At 41.9% G+C, this 17,636-nt stretch carries 21 protein-coding genes; 9 read left to right on the top strand and 12 right to left on the bottom strand.

Annotated elements, in window-relative coordinates:
- Window positions 1–37 precede the first annotated feature (37 nt).
- Window positions 38–349 (top strand): HNH endonuclease signature motif containing protein, encoded by a 312-nt coding sequence (locus MKY77_RS07315; RefSeq protein ID WP_339149579.1) that lies wholly within the window; start codon window positions 38–40, stop codon window positions 347–349.
- 35 nt (window positions 350–384) lie between these two features.
- Here MKY77_RS07315 and MKY77_RS07320 read toward each other — a convergent pair whose 3' ends face one another.
- The 7 genes from MKY77_RS07320 to MKY77_RS07350 all read right to left on the bottom strand — a co-directional run bounded on the left by MKY77_RS07320 (window position 385) and on the right by MKY77_RS07350 (window position 2,911).
- The gene (locus tag MKY77_RS07320) at window positions 385–603 is read right to left on the bottom strand and encodes a spore germination protein (protein ID WP_237661491.1); all 219 of its coding nucleotides are present in this window, start codon (window positions 601–603) and stop codon (window positions 385–387) included.
- Between the two features lie 121 nt (window positions 604–724).
- Window positions 725–943, bottom strand: coding sequence for a spore germination protein (locus tag MKY77_RS07325; RefSeq protein ID WP_339149580.1), 219 nt, complete (start codon window positions 941–943; stop codon window positions 725–727).
- A gap of 3 nt (window positions 944–946) precedes the next feature.
- Window positions 947–1,366 (bottom strand): spore germination protein GerPE, encoded by a 420-nt coding sequence (locus MKY77_RS07330; protein ID WP_339149581.1) that lies wholly within the window; start codon window positions 1,364–1,366, stop codon window positions 947–949.
- 3 nt (window positions 1,367–1,369) lie between these two features.
- The gene (locus MKY77_RS07335; protein WP_339149582.1) at window positions 1,370–1,546 is read right to left on the bottom strand and encodes a spore gernimation protein GerPD; all 177 of its coding nucleotides are present in this window, start codon (window positions 1,544–1,546) and stop codon (window positions 1,370–1,372) included.
- A gap of 19 nt (window positions 1,547–1,565) precedes the next feature.
- Window positions 1,566–2,183, bottom strand: a complete 618-nt coding sequence (gene gerPC / locus MKY77_RS07340) for a spore germination protein GerPC (protein ID WP_339149583.1) — start codon at window positions 2,181–2,183, stop codon at window positions 1,566–1,568.
- A 96-nt stretch (window positions 2,184–2,279) separates the two neighbouring features.
- Window positions 2,280–2,525 carry a spore germination protein GerPB gene (locus tag MKY77_RS07345; RefSeq protein ID WP_339149584.1) on the bottom strand — a complete coding sequence of 82 codons (246 nt, stop codon included), beginning with the start codon at window positions 2,523–2,525 and terminating at the stop codon, window positions 2,280–2,282.
- A 164-nt stretch (window positions 2,526–2,689) separates the two neighbouring features.
- Window positions 2,690–2,911, bottom strand: coding sequence for a spore germination protein (locus MKY77_RS07350; RefSeq protein WP_339149585.1), 222 nt, complete (start codon window positions 2,909–2,911; stop codon window positions 2,690–2,692).
- A 170-nt stretch (window positions 2,912–3,081) separates the two neighbouring features.
- On the opposite strand from MKY77_RS07350, the gene MKY77_RS07355 reads away from it, so the two are divergent.
- Complete coding sequence (locus MKY77_RS07355; protein WP_339149586.1) at window positions 3,082–4,257, top strand: DUF418 domain-containing protein; 1,176 nt, start codon at window positions 3,082–3,084, stop codon at window positions 4,255–4,257.
- 20 nt (window positions 4,258–4,277) lie between these two features.
- Here the strand turns inward: MKY77_RS07355 and MKY77_RS07360 are convergent, their stop codons facing one another.
- Window positions 4,278–4,457, bottom strand: coding sequence for an aspartyl-phosphate phosphatase Spo0E family protein (locus MKY77_RS07360; RefSeq protein WP_339149587.1), 180 nt, complete (start codon window positions 4,455–4,457; stop codon window positions 4,278–4,280).
- A gap of 157 nt (window positions 4,458–4,614) precedes the next feature.
- On the opposite strand from MKY77_RS07360, the gene MKY77_RS07365 reads away from it, so the two are divergent.
- Entirely contained in the window at window positions 4,615–5,520 is a 906-nt protein-coding gene (locus MKY77_RS07365; RefSeq protein ID WP_339149588.1) for a fumarylacetoacetate hydrolase family protein, read from the top strand.
- 94 nt (window positions 5,521–5,614) lie between these two features.
- Here MKY77_RS07365 and MKY77_RS07370 read toward each other — a convergent pair whose 3' ends face one another.
- Window positions 5,615–6,811 (bottom strand): ornithine--oxo-acid transaminase, encoded by a 1,197-nt coding sequence (locus MKY77_RS07370; protein ID WP_339149589.1) that lies wholly within the window; start codon window positions 6,809–6,811, stop codon window positions 5,615–5,617.
- Between the two features lie 348 nt (window positions 6,812–7,159).
- Here MKY77_RS07370 and MKY77_RS07375 point away from each other — a divergent pair, with 348 nt between their 5' ends.
- Window positions 7,160–7,498, top strand: coding sequence for a DUF1516 family protein (locus MKY77_RS07375; protein ID WP_339149590.1), 339 nt, complete (start codon window positions 7,160–7,162; stop codon window positions 7,496–7,498).
- Between the two features lie 247 nt (window positions 7,499–7,745).
- Here MKY77_RS07375 and MKY77_RS07380 read toward each other — a convergent pair whose 3' ends face one another.
- Window positions 7,746–8,324, bottom strand: coding sequence for a DUF2777 family protein (locus tag MKY77_RS07380; protein ID WP_339149591.1), 579 nt, complete (start codon window positions 8,322–8,324; stop codon window positions 7,746–7,748).
- A 235-nt stretch (window positions 8,325–8,559) separates the two neighbouring features.
- Between MKY77_RS07380 and asnB the strand changes: the two genes are divergently transcribed.
- The 5 genes from asnB to MKY77_RS07405 all read left to right on the top strand — a co-directional run bounded on the left by asnB (window position 8,560) and on the right by MKY77_RS07405 (window position 14,890).
- Entirely contained in the window at window positions 8,560–10,410 is a 1,851-nt protein-coding gene (gene asnB, locus MKY77_RS07385; RefSeq protein WP_339149592.1) for an asparagine synthase (glutamine-hydrolyzing), read from the top strand.
- Window positions 10,411–10,831: 421 nt separating this feature from the next.
- Entirely contained in the window at window positions 10,832–11,029 is a 198-nt protein-coding gene (locus tag MKY77_RS07390) for a hypothetical protein (RefSeq protein WP_339149593.1), read from the top strand.
- 39 nt (window positions 11,030–11,068) lie between these two features.
- The gene (gene crtI / locus MKY77_RS07395; protein ID WP_339149594.1) at window positions 11,069–12,550 is read left to right on the top strand and encodes a phytoene desaturase family protein; all 1,482 of its coding nucleotides are present in this window, start codon (window positions 11,069–11,071) and stop codon (window positions 12,548–12,550) included.
- A 41-nt stretch (window positions 12,551–12,591) separates the two neighbouring features.
- Window positions 12,592–14,091, top strand: coding sequence for a phytoene desaturase family protein (gene crtI, locus MKY77_RS07400; protein WP_339149595.1), 1,500 nt, complete (start codon window positions 12,592–12,594; stop codon window positions 14,089–14,091).
- Window positions 14,057–14,890: a phytoene/squalene synthase family protein gene (locus tag MKY77_RS07405; RefSeq protein ID WP_339149596.1), complete on the top strand. Its 834-nt coding sequence runs from the start codon at window positions 14,057–14,059 to the stop codon at window positions 14,888–14,890. The genes crtI (MKY77_RS07400) and MKY77_RS07405 overlap by 35 nt, the downstream gene beginning before the upstream one ends.
- 169 nt (window positions 14,891–15,059) lie before the next feature.
- On the opposite strand, the gene crtI (MKY77_RS07410) is transcribed toward MKY77_RS07405, so the two are convergent.
- Both crtI (MKY77_RS07410) and MKY77_RS07415 read right to left on the bottom strand, forming a co-directional pair.
- Window positions 15,060–16,526 carry a phytoene desaturase family protein gene (crtI, locus tag MKY77_RS07410; RefSeq protein WP_339149597.1) on the bottom strand — a complete coding sequence of 489 codons (1,467 nt, stop codon included), beginning with the start codon at window positions 16,524–16,526 and terminating at the stop codon, window positions 15,060–15,062.
- Entirely contained in the window at window positions 16,523–17,632 is a 1,110-nt protein-coding gene (locus tag MKY77_RS07415) for a glycosyltransferase family 2 protein (protein ID WP_339149598.1), read from the bottom strand. Before MKY77_RS07415 ends, crtI (MKY77_RS07410) begins: the two co-directional genes overlap by 4 nt.
- Window positions 17,633–17,636 lie beyond the last annotated feature (4 nt).

Below are 17,636 nucleotides of genomic sequence, written 5' to 3' on the forward strand. Positions count from 1 at the left end.
GGCTTATGATTCTGACTGTTGGAGGTGTAGGGTGTAAATGGCAAAAAAGAAAAAGCGGGACATTGGAACCTGTGAGCTTTGTGAAAGGGAAGAAGTGGAAATAACGGTCCATCATCTGATCCCGAAGGAAATGGGGGGAACCTTTCTTCCAACGGCAAATCTTTGTATTCCATGTCATAAGCAGATACATGCTCTTTACACGAATGAAGAACTTGCCACACGTCTGAATACAGTTCTCCTTTTGAAGGATGACCCGAAGATCACTTCCTTCATTAAATGGATCCAAAAACAGCCGTCCACCAAAATACCACTAACTCGCAAATCAAACGAACGAAAGAAAAGACGCTAAATTCAAAAGCCGTGCCACTTGCGTGGGCACGGCTTTTATTTATTCGCCACAATATCCTGGTCATTGATGTCAGGGTCGATAGTGTTGGTGGCGCTGAGACCGTTGTTGGTGATGACGAAGTTTCCGGTGTTAAGTGCACCGGATCCTGCTGAGGTTTTGGAGGCGGATTTGGGAGAAATATAGAAAGAATCCCCGAAGTTGATGACTCCTCCGCCTACGCTGTTGATGGCGACCGGACCTACGATAGCTGGCATGCAGAACATCCTTTTGTTGTCGGCCGTTTCTGTTATCGCAGTTTTGGACCGCGACACAACGAACCGCCTTGTTTTGATACTTACACTATATGAAATCTAGCCTAAAAGGTGAAGGAGATGTTTATTTATTCCCGCTGACGTTCTGATCCGTCAAGTCAGGATCAATCGTATTGGTAGCATTAAGTCCGCTATTTGTATTAATAATATTTCCGGTGTTGGACCCACCGGAACCTTCGCTGGTCTTTCCGGTACCTTTTGGGCTAATATAAAAGGTGTCCCCGAAATTAATGGTACCCCCACCGATACTAGTCACTTTTACAGGGCCAATAATAGAAGGCATCCGCTATTCCTCCTCATCCCTAATTGCACTTTTTATAGGAATACCCATCGCTTGATGCACTTCAGGACCTAAAAGTTGCCTGATATGTTTGATTCTTACTTCTGCACAAATTGTCTGGGAGGATCCGACCTGCAGGACAGAGGAAGAGGATACACCCTTTACTGTGATATGATTGACGCAAATGTTCGGATTTGGATTTGAAACAGACATATTCACGTTCTCCGTTACCCTTGGCAATGGGTATTCCAAGGTGAAAATGGGGAAATCAGAAAAATCACCTTCATTTCCATAAAATTTTGGGAACTCCCGTTTGACCGCAAGTGCTTGAGATTTGGCGTTAATATAACAAGAATCACCAATGTGAAAATAAGAACTGAATGACAAAGAATGCAGATTGATTTCATTTACTCTGGAAATCCTCATGGCCTATTCCGTAGTAAGTGGAACAAAAGGGCCAATGATTAATGATTCCGGAGGAGTATCAAAATAGGAAGATAGGCAGATATTCTGAGTATCTCCAACTAGAAAGATGGAGGAGGAAGAGACCCCTAGAATATTGATATTATCCACTTGCAGATTGTGATTTGTTACTTGAAAATTCATTGATTAACACCACGCATATTTATTTTTGGTGAGGCAGGCTTTGAATAAAGGCTGCAAAGGCTTTATCCATATCGCCTTGTAGTTGTTGGATGGTGATCTCTTTAATTTTTTCATCGTTATAACCTTTTTGAACAGCTTCTGCCGTGATGGTATTCAACTTGTGATTGACACGGGAAGGGAGCTGTTTATTTACATCTTGGATCATAAAATCATAATAATGATCCTCTAAGGTCCTGCCTTGCTGTTTTGCAATGTGTTTGATTTTCGTTTCCCCGTTTTTCTCCAAATACTCCCGTAAATCTGCTTCTATTCCTTTTGCAAGATTTTGGTTTCTTTGTGAAACCGGGACTTCCAGGTTGTTTTGGGTAACGATGAAGTCTTCGATCTCACCCGATGACCCGGGGGTCAGGCCGATATTTAATGTACCCTCGAGTGTTTCCACTTTAAGCTGATCAAATTTATACTCAATTCTTTCTATGTTCATACTTGGTTTTTCTTTTAATTGGATGATCTCCTTTTGCATAAGCTTTACTAGCTCCTCAAGGGTGGAGATCTGCTTGGTCTGGTTTTCAACTACTTGTTGAAGCTGCTGTATCTGTTGTTGTGATTGATAAAAGTACTGATAGTTATTGTACATGCGACCCACCTCTTTCCTTGGTTTGCTAAGGTCTTGAGAATCATCTCTAATACTTTATGCAACTCTCGAAAATGGGTGAATGCCCAGAAGAAAAAATCACTCTGTACCTGTTAAGGGGACAAAAGGTCCTAAAGTGTCTGTGCTTGAGCCAACTTGCTGTCCTTGGGCTATCTCGGCACTACTTACCGGGGCGGGTTCCACAAATCCTCCTGTGTTATAAAGATTAGATAAGGATTTAATGACCCCGGCACTACCTATCTGGAAAACAGAAGAGTTTGTGATTCCACCAATTTTTAAATGGTGGATGACGATGTTTTGGTTGATAAAAAAATTGGATGACATATAGGCCCCTCCTTAATATATATTGTCTAGCTCTAGGAGCCAGCGTCTATCAAACTTCCCTTCCCTCCTTACGATAAGCTCAACATCGAATCGCTTTCGCTCTTTGTGTCCATACGGATCAGTCCAGTTTGTACGCCGCTGAACAGGCACCCTTTGCATTTGATCTACATATTTAACGCCACTGGTTGATCATTGACGTCCTGGTCATACGTATTTGTCTGGCTGTTGGTGTTGCTTACTGAAATATTGTCTCCTGTATTAAAGCTTCCGGCTCCTGCAAATGTTTTAGCTGAACTGACCGGAGACATCTGGAAAACGTCCCCGATATGAAATATCCCGGAGTTACCGATGCTGTTAACACTTACAGCTCCGACGATTGCTGGCATAAACGTTTACTCCTTTTCTGTGCGCTTATTGTTATATCCTATGACATTAGCCCGGTATTGTGAGTGTATAATTGTAATCGGCAATCAAGTGCATTTGATGATAGGAATATTAAGGAAAAAAAGCTATAATGTTCTGTATGAGATTAAAGAGGCAAGAGGGAGGAATCTGGATGCAAGCGGCACCGATACAAGAAAAAGAGAGAATTGTAGCATTGGATATTATTAGGGGGATCGCGATATTAGGTATTTTCCTAGTGAATATGCCTTCGTTCTTTTCACCAATGCTGTATGTGAACATGAAAACATATTGGTCAGAAACCAGGGACATCGTTGTAATGAATGGCGTGGATATTCTTGCTCAGGCAAGCTTTTACACACTATTTTCGTTTTTGTTTGGGTATGGATTTATTATTTTTGTAAAAAGGGTGGCTGAGAAAAATCTATCTGTACCCAAATATTTTTCTAGGAGACTAATCGTATTGCTGGTGATAGGAGTGATCCATGCATTCTTCATATGGCATGGGGATATTCTTATTACATATGCATTATGCGGATTTCTATTATTAGTGATGAGGAATATGTCATCAAAAGCAATGGTGTGGACGGGGCTTTTGCTCATTGTGATACCAACAATCCTGTTATCGTTATTAATGCTTCTTGTGTCCATGACAATGGGGGACGCAGATCTCTATTCCACATTAAAAGGGAATGTTGGACAATCTTTGGAGGTATATGCGAATGGAACGTTTATGGAGATAACCAAACAGCGTATTTCCGATTGGTCCTTTGTTAATATAGCAAACTTCTTTTTTATCGTGCTTTCCGTATTGCCAATGTTTCTTATTGGGGCAGCAGCAGCTAAATCGAACTGGCTAGAAAAAGTGGAAGAGCATCTATCAGGAATGAAAAAGCTGTGGCTATTAACTCTTGTCCTGGCACTGATCTTTAAGCTGCTTCCGTATTATACGCAACAAAACTATGCTACGGAATATTTACAAGATGGCATAGGTGGTCCGGCAAGTGCAGTGTTCTATTTCCTTACGGTTGTATTGGTTACCAGAACGAGCTTAGGGTTAAAGCTGTTATCTCCGTTCCAATATGTAGGGAAAATGAGCTTGACCAATTATTTGTTCCAATCTGTTGTATGTTCCTTGATTTTTTACAGTTATGGATTAGGGTTATATGGTTCATTCACTCCGTTTCAAGGACTCTGGCTTGTACTAGGAATATATGTCTTCCAAATTATTATCAGTAGAATATGGGTGTATAATTTCTATTATGGACCGATGGAATGGCTATGGAGAGTTGGAACTTACGGCAACAGACCAAAATTTAAAAAGATGTGAGCATATGCCTCACATCTTAATCATTGTGCAAAGGAATATTTATTTTGATTTTCCATTAGACGAAGTTGCTGTTGCGATTGTTTATTCAGCAGTACATCTAATTCCTGACTGCATCTGACAGTTTGTGACGCAGTAAATCCGTATTCTTTTGCGCAATGAATCATTTGCTGTCTTTTTAATTCGATTTTTAATGCCAACATTTTCTTCTACTCCATTACGATAAGATTAAGTAACGCAAGCGGTTGTCCCTATTATGGCACGGTCTATCCAAGAAAAAAAGCACTTCGATAAAACAAGTCATAATATAACAAATTACTACATAAATCATGTGTGACGAGAGAGGAGCATCAATGAAAAATGCATTTTGTAACGATGGAAATACAAGGTGAGATAAGAATTGGATTAACTGATGAGGCTCAACATTATGTACTTGATCTACACAAAGCACAGAAAGAATTAGGTAATGGGACAGTATGGCCATCCACCCTATTGGGAGGAATAGAACAGGGAGGGTCCTTTGTCGAAAGTGTTTCCATGTTAAGAGATCGAGTCTTTATGCAAAGGGACTCTGAATCTTATTTTTATCCGATGAAGGAAGTTCATCTTCATGCTCCTATCCCAAAGCCGCTTAAGAACATCTTCTGTGTTGGAAAAAACTATCGTGACCATGTTCTTGAAATGGGAAGTGAAGGGGATATCCCTGAGCATATCATGATTTTCACAAAGGCTCCTACTTCTGTAATAGGCCCAGGTGCTTCCATTGAAAGCCATGAAAATCTTACAGACCAATTGGATTATGAAGGGGAGCTGGCTATTGTCATCGGTAAATCAGGCAAGGGCATTTCTATGGAGAATGCCATGGATCACGTATTCGGTTACACCATCGTCAATGATATTACTGCAAGGGATATGCAGAAAAAGCATAAACAGTTCTTTTTAGGGAAAAGTCTGGATGGATCTTGTCCGATGGGGCCGGCAATTGTCCATAAATCATTTATTGAAAATCCACATAGCTTGATGTTGGAAACGAAAGTGAATGGGGAGGTCCGCCAACGTGAATCTACTGAACTGATGATTTTCTCGATACCTGAAATCATCGCCACCCTTTCAAAGGGGATGACCTTGGAGCCTGGGGATGTCATAGCAACCGGAACCCCTGCTGGAGTTGGAAAAGGCTTTGAACCTCCTCGCTTTTTGAAAAAGGGAGATATGGTAGAGGTAAGTGTGGAAAAAATGGGAACATTGAAGAATGTTGTGGTTTGACTAGCGTCTGAAATGGAATCAACTATTCAGGATGATCATTTTAAATAAAAGCTGTCCAAAGGTCTCTCAAAACCCTTCGGACAGCTTTTGTATTTTAAACAGATAATACTTGCTTCACTTTACCAATTGCCCAATCCAGATCTTTCTTGGAAATCACTAAAGGCGGCGCAAAACGGATTACCGTTTCATGCGTTTCTTTGCACAATAAACCTTCTTCTTTTAACTTTTCACAATAAGGGCGAGCTGCCTCTGTCAGTTCCACACCGATAAAGAGTCCGCGACCGCGCACTTCTTTAATTATAGGATTATTGATGGTACGTAACTCTTCCATCATATAGTTACCAAGTTCAAAGGAACGCTCAACCAACTCTTCTTCTTCAAGAACTTCCAGTGCCGCCATTGAAACAGCACAAGCCAATGGGTTTCCTCCGAAAGTGGAGCCGTGGGAGCCTGGGTTGAAAACACCAAGGATGTCTTTGTTCGCTGCTACGCAGGAGATCGGGAATACCCCTCCGCCAAGCGCTTTTCCTAATATGTACATATCAGGCTCGACATTTTCCCAGTCACAAGCGAAAAGTTTACCTGAACGTCCAAGGCCAGCCTGGATTTCATCGGCCACGTACAATACGTTGTTGGCTTTACAAACTTCATAAGCTTCAGAAAGGAATCCTTCAGCAGGGATATTAATGCCGGCCTCCCCTTGGATTGGTTCAAAAATGAAAGCGGCAGTGTTAGGTGTGATTGCACCTTTAAGCGCTTCGATGCTACCGTAAGGAATAACCTTGATTCCAGGAAGCATAGGACCGAAACCTTGTTGATACTCTTCACTGGAAGACATGGATACAGCGGTCATCGTACGGCCGTGAAAATTGTCTTCACAAACGATGATTTCTGCTTGGTTGACAGGTACATCTTTTACGTCATAAGCCCAGCGACGAACAGCCTTTACTGCTGTTTCCACAGCTTCTGCACCGGTGTTCATAGGTAGTACCATGTTTTTCTTTGTGAGGTTAGCCATCTTTTCATACCAAGGCCCAAGCTGGTCATTATGAAAAGCCCGGGATGTCAGCGTAATTTTATCTGCCTGGTCTTTTAAGGCTTGTATGATTTTCGGGTGACGATGCCCCTGATTAACGGCGGAATAGGCACTTAACATATCCATGTACTTGTTGCCTTCCGGATCTTCCACCCAAACCCCTTCTGCTTTTGAGATGACGATTGGTAGCGGGTGATAGTTATTGGCACCGAATTTTTCTGTGATACTGATGATGTCATGCGTTTTGGTTGTCATATATGGAATACCTCCATCTAATCAATGTAATGGCTTTCAAAGGTATTATATCATTGTTAGTGACTGTTTTCGAAAAAATTGTTGTTTTTACTAAAAATCATACTATCTGTTATACTTCGTACTGACGTGCTCTTTTCCTGTATTTACAGAAGTATAGCATTGGTTCGTTTAGAGTAGATGAACAGTAAAAAGTCCAAGTGCTGACTTTTTATTAAAGTGTAACAACTATTTAGAAAAAAGAGCTTGGTTAACATACAAATTCTTATATTAGGGGAATTTATTTAGTTTTTTTTCGTCTATATGGTATGATACAAGTAGTTTTGAGTTGAAAGAAGGAGGTTAGAAAATATGACACATGCGCATATTTCCACATGGGCAATCGCACTCATTTTGTTTGTTGTTGTGCTTGTACTGACAAAGGTAGGAAAAGAAAAAGGTGCTAAAATCACATCGATGGTATTGAGATTGTTCTACATATTGATTGTTGTAACGGGATTGCAGCTTGGCTGGGGCTGGATTACAAATGGACAATATGTATTGAAAATGGTATTGGGTATCGTGGTAATCGGTTTGATGGAGATGATCTCTGTCCGTACAAGAAAAGGAAAGTCTACTGTTGTAGTATGGATACTATTCGTGTTGGCTTTAGCTTATATCATCCATTTGGGCTTTAGTTTACCGATGTAATATCATTAAGCTCTTTTCTCAAAGATTGTTGCTACCCTGTAGTAAAAAGTCGGCAATTGAACTTCTTACTGCTTACTTACCCTAGAATGTGGATGTAGTACATTGTCTCTGCAGGGAAAAGAGCACGACAATAAGGAATATAACGGTTGGTTTATAAATACGAAAAAGCAACAAGTTTACGAAAATAGCTTATTACTAACACAAAAAACGTGATTCGCAGTTAACCGGATCACGTTTTTCTATGGAGTTATTCCGCTTTTCTGCGTTCCATATTTGTAAACATATACCGTTTCCCTGTCTGGAGAGTGTATTCAAAGCGGTCTGTCATCGATTTACCCCGAGTAAAATGGTGTTGAACGGAGCAAATAAATGTTTCATTATCGTAGACCAAGAAGTTCACTCCCGATGGTTCTTTCACATGGTCCATAAACTGCATTGTATTGTGACAGTAAATACAGTCATAAAGTGAAATGTTGGACTTATTTAATAATGTGGTGAATTTCGTGAAAGCATCCTCTGAAAGTTCCTCTAACAGTTCCATGTAAGGTTGTGGAAGCTTTTTGCGGACTCGAACTGCATCCCCGTTATTCAATTCATATAGATGTTTCGTATGTAAGATTACTTGCCCGGTTTCCAGAAGCACACCAGGTACCCACTCATTGGAAAGAAGGATCTCAATGCCCTCTTCAGAAATCTCCTCTAGCAAAAATGCTTCATCATCCTCTGCCTCAAAAAAAATCCACTGGTCATTTATATTCTCAATTGTCCCACAAGAAAAAGAGCGTTTTTGCTCGTAGATGATGCTTTTTCGTTTTTGAAGATTCACAATCATTTCCTCCAGTAGTTATGAAGTTGGGTTTTCTGCCATTCTTCCCTACTTTGCCTGCCTTTAAACGGAAAGATGAAAGTTCCGAATCGGAATTAAATCTTCTCAACCCACTGGAAGGAAGACTTACATGGAATCGTTACGTAAACTCTTTCTTAAGTTCATGGTATAAGCACTCCCGGCATAGTATAGAACAGCCGTAGTTTGCTTAAAGCAAAGGAGTGGATGGGACAATATGTGTGGTATTACAGGATGGATTGATTTCAAAAAGGATATTAAAGATCAGAAGGATATAGTGGAAAAAATGGCGGAAACATTATCGTTTCGTGGGCCTGATGATACTAATGTCTGGATGGGCCGTCATGTGGCATTTGGACATAAACGACTGGCTGTTGTCGACTTGGAGGGCGGCAAACAGCCGATGACAAGAACGAAAGCAGAAAAGAAGTTTACCATTTGTTACAATGGCGAACTTTATAATACAGAGGACATCAGAAGGGAGCTTCTCAAGAGGGGATACTCTTTCCGTGGTCATTCTGATACAGAGGTGCTGCTGACTGCCTATATGGAATGGAAGGAAGAATGTGTCCACCATTTGAATGGAATTTTTGCGTTTGCGATCTGGGATGAAGAAAAAGAGCAATTGTTCATCGCGAGGGACCGGCTTGGGGTGAAGCCGTTTTTCTACCATGAATCACAGGGGGTATTCATTTTTGGATCGGAATTAAAAGCGCTGCTCGCCCATCCGGATGTATCAAGCAAAGTCGGATATGATGGATTGGCAGAAATCTTTGGTCTTGGTCCATCCCGTTCTCCTGGCCATGGATTATTCCATGATATAAAGGAACTCCGTCCGGCTCACCTTCTTGTATTATCGAGAAGGGGCGGATTAAAGATAAAGCGCTATTGGAATGTGGAAAGCAAGCCACATACGGACACGCTCGACGAAACCGTGGAAAAGGTCCGCTACTTATTTACCGATGCGGTGACAAGGCAATTGGTATCGGATGTACCGGTATGTACGTTCCTTTCGGGGGGACTTGATTCAAGTGCGATAACCGCGATTGCTGCCAATGCTTTCAAGAGGGAAGGAAAGCCGCCATTAAATACGTATTCCATTGATTACGAGGAAAACGATAAATATTTCAAAGCGAATGAGTTCCAGCCAAACTCCGATGAGAAATGGATTAGAAGGATGACAGAAACCTTTGGGACGGTACATCACCGTTCCGTCATATCACAAACAAATCTCGCGGCCTATTTAAAAGAAGCCGTCCTAGTGCGGGACCAACCGGGAATGGCGGACATTGATTCCTCGCTGTTATGGTTCTGCCGGGAAATAAAACAAAACTATGTAGTTAGCCTTTCAGGGGAATGTGCCGATGAGATTTTTGGTGGATATCCGTGGTTTCATAGACCAGAGGACTTGGCTTCTAGTAATTTCCCCTGGATGCGTTCGACACAGGCAAGGATGGAGCTACTCCGACCGGAATGGAGTAGAAAGTTGAAGCTGGATGAATATATTACATCCAAATTTGAAGAAACCGTGAGGGAAACGCCAAGATTAGAAGGGGAAAGCCTATTGGAATCTCGTAGGCGGGAACTTTTCTATTTGAATATGATATGGTTTATGACAACTCTCCTAGATCGGAAGGATAGGATGAGTATGGGAGCAAGCCTTGAGGTCCGAGTCCCATTTGCAGACCATCGTTTAGTAGAATACGTTTGGAATATCCCTTGGGAAATGAAAATGCATGGCAATAGGGAGAAAGGGATATTGCGGAAGGCTTTGGAAGGAATATTGCCAGAGGAAGTTCTCTATCGCAAGAAGAGTCCCTATCCAAAGACCCACCATCCTGTTTATACAAAACTGGTCAGAAATTGGCTGGAGGAGATTCTACAAGATAATACTAGTCCACTTCTTGAATTTTTCGATAAAAAGAAGCTGCAAGACATTGTATCCTCGGAAGGAAAAGCCTTTCAGGTTCCTTGGTTTGGTCAACTGATGACAGGTCCACAGCTTCTGGCTCACCTTGCACAAATTCATGTATGGTTTACTCATTACGGAGTAACAATAAAGGAATAAATTGCCAATAATAATTAAGTATGTTTACAACAATAAGACACTTTATTAATTAGAGCGATGAACACCTCCTAAACTCCTTTTAAAGGAGTTTCAGACTGTTGACAAACTATAAACTAGTTAGGTTATCTGTTGGAAGAGTTGATCTTCGTTGCAAGAGCTTCGCTTTCCGCGGGCAGTCCGGAAGCCTCCTCGGGCTAAGCCGTGGCCACTGAAAAAAGTAATGAACTTTAATAATCTGGTTAACACCGCTGTTGTTTTCCGCAAACGGCTTCGCTTATCCAGAGGGCGACCTTGAGCCTCCTCAGGCTACGCCCTGCGGGGTCTCAAGATTGTCGCTATCCCCCCGCAGGAGTCTTCGCCTATTGCTCCAATCAACAGCTAGAAACCATAAAAAAAGATAAGTCCTGCGGGAGGAAAGGACATGGAAGACCCTGCAGGGCTTAGCCAATTTGTCTACACACTGAAACTCCTTTTAAAGGAGTTTTTGTTTCCACGATTAATGAGACAAGCTGTTTTTCGTTTTAAAACATCTGTTAAAGGTATCTATATTAATAGCAGAGAGTTACCGATTGTAAGATTAAAAGATATTATGTATAATGTTTGTGTAATATTTGTTTAATCAAGGATCGGTGTTTTTGGAATGAGGAGGCGTACTAAAATGAGCAAGAAAATAATCATGGTTGGCGCAGGTCCAGGCGGTTTGGCAGCTGCAATGTTGCTTTCTGCCAATGGGTATCAGGTAACGGTAATGGAAAAGCAACATTATGTCGGTGGGAGAAACTCTGCCATAAAAATCGGTGAGTTTACGTTCGACATGGGCCCAACCTTCCTTAGTATGCCTCAAATCGCTGAAGAGATTTTTAAAGAGTCAAAGAGGAACATGCATGACTACATGGAAATGAAAGAATTGAAGGATATGTATGAACTTGTTTTTCCGGATAAATCATTTATGGTGACTCGTGATCAAGAGAAAATGAAACAGACCATTGAAAAATACTTTCCGGGAGAGGGAGAAGGCTACGAGCGCTTCATGTCCGAAACGGAAAAACGAATGGACGCTTTGACACCCATTCTCCAAGGAAAGATGGACCGTTTCTATCATTATTTCCAATGGAAGGTTATTAAAGCCCTTCCGCAATTAAGCTTAGGAAGCAGCCTATATGACCAACTGAGCAATTATTTTCGGGAAGAGCAGCTGAAACTTGCGTTCACATTCCAATCTAAATATCTTGGAATGTCTCCTTGGGAATGCCCAGGTGCTTTCTCGATCCTTTCTTGGATGGAGCATGCTTATGGAATCTATCATCCTATCGGCGGAGTCAATCAGCTTTCTAAGAGCATGGCTAAGGTTGTGACAGAACATGGTGGGACGATCAGCCTTGGCACAGGGGTGAAAAAGCTGTGGCTGCAAGGGCGTAAAGTAGTTGGTGTCATACTAGAAGATGGCAGTAAAGTCGAGGCGGATGAGGTAGTGGTCAATGGTGACTTTGCCCACGTCATGACAAACTTGGTGGATGATAAAGTACTAAAAAAATATAACAAGAGAAAATTGGAAAAGAAGAAGTTTTCCTGCTCTACATTCATGATATACCTCGGGTTGGATAAGATGTATGACCTACCTCACCACAACATTATTTTTGCAGAGGATTACAAAAGGAATGTGGAAGAAATCACAAAAAGGAAAAAGCTTTCTAGCGACCCTTCCATCTATGTACAGAATGCTTCGGTTACAGATTCTACATTGGCTCCGAAGGGGAAGTCGGCCCTTTATATTCTAGCTCCGGTTCCTAACAATTTCAGTGAAATAGATTGGCAGGAAAATAAAGGGGAATTCAGAAGTCTGGTGTTTGACACACTGGAAAAGAAAAGTGGATTTAAAGATCTTAGAAACCATATTGAAGTGGAGAAGATCCTTACTCCAGAAGATTGGGAGAAAGAAGTGTTTGTATATAAAGGAGCCACTTTTAACCTTGGACATCAGCTCAGTCAAATGATGGTGCTTCGTCCACATAACAAATTTGAAGAATTGGATAACTGCTGGCTTGTCGGTGGTGGGACCCACCCTGGAAGCGGATTGCCCACTATATTAGAATCAGCACGAATCACTACCGGACTATTACGTAAAAAATATGAAACATAACTTCAACAAAGCTTCCAAGCGAAAAGATTGGAGAAAGCTCAATGAGTAGACATATAGCCGTAGCAGGAGCAGGGATAGGTGGGATGATCACAGCGCTTCTTTTAAAGAAACAGGGATTTACCGTGAGCATCTATGAAAAAGAAAACAAAGCAGGAGGTCGCCTTTCTTTTGTCGATAGAGAAGGTTACCGAATCGACAAGGGCCCAACCATCGTCCTTCTCCCGGAGATGTTAAAGAGCATTTTGAAAGAAGCAGGGGTTCCTGATGATGCTTGGGAGCTCATGGGGCTTGATACCCTTTACTCCATAAACTTCAAAGATGGTAAAAAATACAGGAAATTTAAAGACAGGGAAATACAGTTAATGGAGTTGTCTCAAGAATTTCCTGGTGAAGAAGAGGGCTTTAAACAGTACATGGAAGCAATGAAAGCAAACTTTGAAATAGGGCAGACCTCCTTCCTCGAGAAATCTTTTACAAGAAAACGAGATTTCTGGACTGGAAAGAACCTCGCATCTTTAGTCAGATTAAAAGCTTATCAATCCACCAAAAAATTCTCCGGGTCCTTTTTCAAGGATGAACGACTTCGGGAAGCTTACTCTTTACAAACGTTATATATCGGTGGTCATCCCAAGACATCACCTGCTATGTACAGTCTGATACCTTACAGTGAGCATGAACATGGTATCCATTACATGAAAGGTGGATATGCCTCCCTGGTGAAAGTATTGACAGACACTATAGAGAAAATGGGGATCCCGCTTTATGTGGAAAGCAAGGTAGAAGATATCAAGAAGGTAAACGGCCGCGTGGAGTCAATCCGGGTTAACGGTCGTGCCATTGAGGTAGACGCTCTTGTGTGGAACGGTGACTTTCCTACTGCTGCACATATTCTCCATGACAAGAGAAAGTATGAACCTTCATCTGGATGTCTACTTTTCTATTTCGGATTGGACGGAGTGTATGATGAGTCAGATGTTCACCAATTTTTTATGAGTGGAGATTTTGATCAGCATATGAGGGAAGTGTTTGAGGAGAAGAAAGTACCAACAGATCCATCCTTTTATACTTTTAATCCTTCATTGATAGATTCTTCATTGGCCCCAGACGGAAAAAGTACGCTATATGTATTAGTTCCGGTTCCTTCTGGCAGTCATATAGATTGGAACCAAGAAACAGGGTTTATGGCTAAGATATTAAAGAATATTGAAGAAAGGGCCTTCCCTGGATTAAGCGAGAAGATGGAATGGATGGAAGTAAGGACACCGAATGACGCCGAACAGGATGGTTTATTTCAGGGAGGAAGTTTCGGCATTGCGCCAAGTTTATTCCAGTCCGGTGTATTTAGGCCACAAGCGAAACCGACCAACCTTGAAAATTTGTATGCAACAGGTGCTTCCGTTCACCCAGGGGGTGGCATCCCCATTGTCATGCAAAGTGCAAAACTTGCTGCAAATCAGATAATCCAAGATTTTGCCCATCATTCATCTACAAAGGATGTGAAACTCAATGACCGACTTAACGAAAGCATATCTTCATTGTGAATCCATAATCAAAGAACATTCGAATACCTTTTACAAGGCATTCATGTTTTTGCCTAAAGAAAAGAAACAGGCAGTCTGGGCTGTGTATGCTTTTTGTCGCCATGTGGATGATATTGTGGATGAGGGAAGGGACCCCAAGGAGGAACTTTTTGGATTCAAACAATCTTTTGCCGTTTTTTTGAAAGGTCATTTACCTTCACAAGATCCGATGTGGCTTGCCCTTCAGGATGTATTCCGAAAATATGAGATGGATGTGCAAGCCTTTCACGATATGTTCACAGGGCAGGAAATGGATTTATATAAAAAGATATATTATACAGAAGAAGAGGTGCTTCATTATTCCTACCATGTAGCAAGCACGGTTGGTTTGATGTTACTTCCCATCCTTGCGCCAAAAAATAAGGATGCATTGCGACAAGATGCCATTGCGCTTGGCCAAGCGATGCAAATTACCAACATCCTCCGGGATATCGGTGAAGACCTGGAGCGGGATAGAATATATATTCCCGTTGAAAAGCTTGAGCAGGAAGGCTACTCAGTTGAAGACTTAAAAATGCACACCGTGAACAATAAGTTCATCTCTGTATGGGAAGATATGGCCAATAAGGCGGAAAAGCTTTATGAACAGGCGATGAGCTCCATTGATCTCTATCCGTTCCATTCCAGGACACCGGTAAAGGGAGCGGCGTTTTTGTACCGTGCCATTCTCGGTTCTATCCGTAAAAAAGGTTATTCTGTTTTTAAAATGAAGCACTATGTTAGTAAGGAAGAGAAGCGGGAAATCATTTCGCAAATTTAAAAAATCACCACGGTGGCTGGACACTGTGGTGATTTTTTGTTAAACGCGGTTGATTTCCGTTCCAGGCGCTTTGCTTTCCTGCGGGCGGTCCGTGAGCCTCCGGCGGGGTCTCACCTGTCCCTTCCTCCCACGAGAGCTGCGCGCCTTCCACTCCAAGCAAAAAGGAGTTTTAACCTCGTTCTGAAATGGCTTTTCCTACATTCAAGCCTGATATGGTGACCATGGGGGAGCCTCCGCCGGGGTGAGTGGAGCCGCCTACAAAATAGAGGTTTCCGATATCGGCAGATTTGTTTCGTGGTCGGAAGAAGGCATCCATTTTTCGGTTGGAAGCTATTCCGTACAAAGCGCCTTTAAAGGCACCGAACATCGATTGAATCTCGCCGGGTGAGATAACCTTATCTGTCAAGACATGTTCCTTCAGAGAGAGGCCGTTATCTGCCAAAGAATCGTAAATCAGTTCTTTGTATGTTTCGGGGGCCTTGGAAGATTCCCCTATGGTTGCTGGCGCGTTTGCTAAAATAAATAAATTATCTCCATTAGGACTTTTTTCTTTTTCAGTAAAAGAAGAATTGCTGAGATAGATGGTAGGTTCTTTTGCATATTGCTTTTCATCAAACAAACTCTTAAATTCCTGTTGATAGTCTTTTGAAAAATAAACAGTATGATGTAGCAATTCGGGATGACGCTTGTTCATTTCCGCAAGAATTACATATGCAGAGATTGATGGTTCATAACCAGCGGCTTTTTTATCGGTAAAGTGAGGCCTGTCCACTTCCTTAACAAGCTCAGGGTAAGCAACCAACAAGTCTGCATTCATGACAATAGTATCTGTCATATATCGATCGCCGTCTTCGGTTGAGACGGACACAGCTTTCTTGTTTTTTACTTCTATACTTGTAACCTTACAGTTTGTTTTTATGGATACCCCAATCTTTTTGGCAACCTCTTCAAAGCCTGTAGCGATTTTTGTATTCCCGCCTTTTGTGTAGTAAACGCCCTCCACAAGTTCCAAAAAAGCGATTAAGCCAAAAGTCGCCGGGGAGACGTAGGGGGATGATCCAATATAGGTTGCATAGCGGTCCAATGCCTGAATAACGAAGGGGTTGGTGAAATATTTACGGTGTAAGCCATGTAATGATTGCATAGGACGTACTTTGCTGAAGGAAAAGCCTAACGTTGGTGATAGATAATCAGCGGTGGACGTGAAGGTTCGGCGGAAAAATTGGGCCTCTCCCAGCATGTATAATCTAGTAACCTCTTTTAAAAAAGCGTCGTAATTCTTTGCACCGGCTGGGTCCAAAACTGCAAGTTGTTCCTTCATCTTTTCTCTAACGGAACTAAAGTCCAGAAATGTCCCATCAGGAAAATAATTTCTTGTGTGGCTATGAAGTTTCACGAAACTAAAATAGTCATCTGGATTTTCCCCTGTTTGTGAAATGACCTCCTTAAAAACTTCGGGCATGGTGATGGTATTTGGTCCAAAATCGAAAGATGCCTGTCCTAACTGAACAGGCATCAGTTTCCCGCCTATATGATTATTTTTTTCAAGTAAGGTTACGTCAAAACCGTTAGAAGCAAGCGTAATGGCAGCTGAAAGACCACCAAGGCCACCTCCGATGACAATCACTCTTTTCATTTATAGAAACGCCCCTTCCAGATATAATGTTGATTCTTTAAAGACTTCCACATGGAAGCGTGCATGATGACAAGGAAAGCAAGAGCGCTTAGGGGCATAAACAAAAATAGATAAGAAACTTGACCCGTTTGCAAGTCAATATAAAGCTTGTGCGCCCAAACGAGTAAAAGGGGCACGATAAACCATATCCCGTAGAACGGCGTCATGAAGGCCAAAAAGAGAGGCGAAACATACAACAAACTGTAATAGATGGTTAAAAATGCTACCATGATAGGGGATTTTCCTATTCCGATGTAAATGTTTTTCAAGAAGCCATTCCAAACCTCAGAATTGGTTACGTACATGTGACAGGTAACATAGGGGGTCGCGTTAATCAATTTCACTTTAAAACCGTGCTCCTTCATGACTCTTGCCAAATGAACATCCTCCACGATACTGGATTTTACGGAAAAGTGTCCCTCTACAAAATCATAGGCGCTCCGTTCAAAAAACATGAACGCTCCATGGGCGGCACTTGCGGGCTTGAAGGAACTGTAATTAGCCAAGGCTAATGGAAGGTGAAGCCAGATGACAAAATGCTGCATCGGGACTAACAGTCTGCTTAACCACGTTGTTACCGGAAATCGGGGAAACCCAGTAACAAGACCCACCTTTTCATCTTTAAAAAAAGGTAGCATACTTTCAATGGTGTTCTGCTTTAAACGTGCATCCGCATCAAGGAAAAGTAAGTAGTCTCCGTTTGCAGCATGGGATAGTTGATAGCATGCGTGTACTTTTCCCGCCCACCCTTTTTTCAGAGGGGCACCCTGAATAAGGGAGAAACGGCTATCCTTTTTTGTTAATGCCAGCGCCTTGGAGTAAGTTTCGTCAGAGGAATGGTCATCCAGCAAAACGATCTCTAGATTAGGAAATGTAAGCTGTATTAGATTTTCAATTAGAGGCTGGACGTTGCGCTCTTCGTCACGCATGGGAATGAGAATGGAAACAAGGGGAGGGGGCGAAAGTCTTGATGGCTTTTGGTAGTTTGGGTAGAATAGGCCGTTAATGACAATCCAAAGGAAGGAAATGGATAGGGCAGCAGAAAGCAGATAGATAAATGTTTCCATAACG

It is taken from the genome of Sutcliffiella sp. FSL R7-0096 (assembly GCF_038595065.1).
Lineage (GTDB): Bacteria > Bacillota > Bacilli > Bacillales > Bacillaceae_I > Sutcliffiella_A.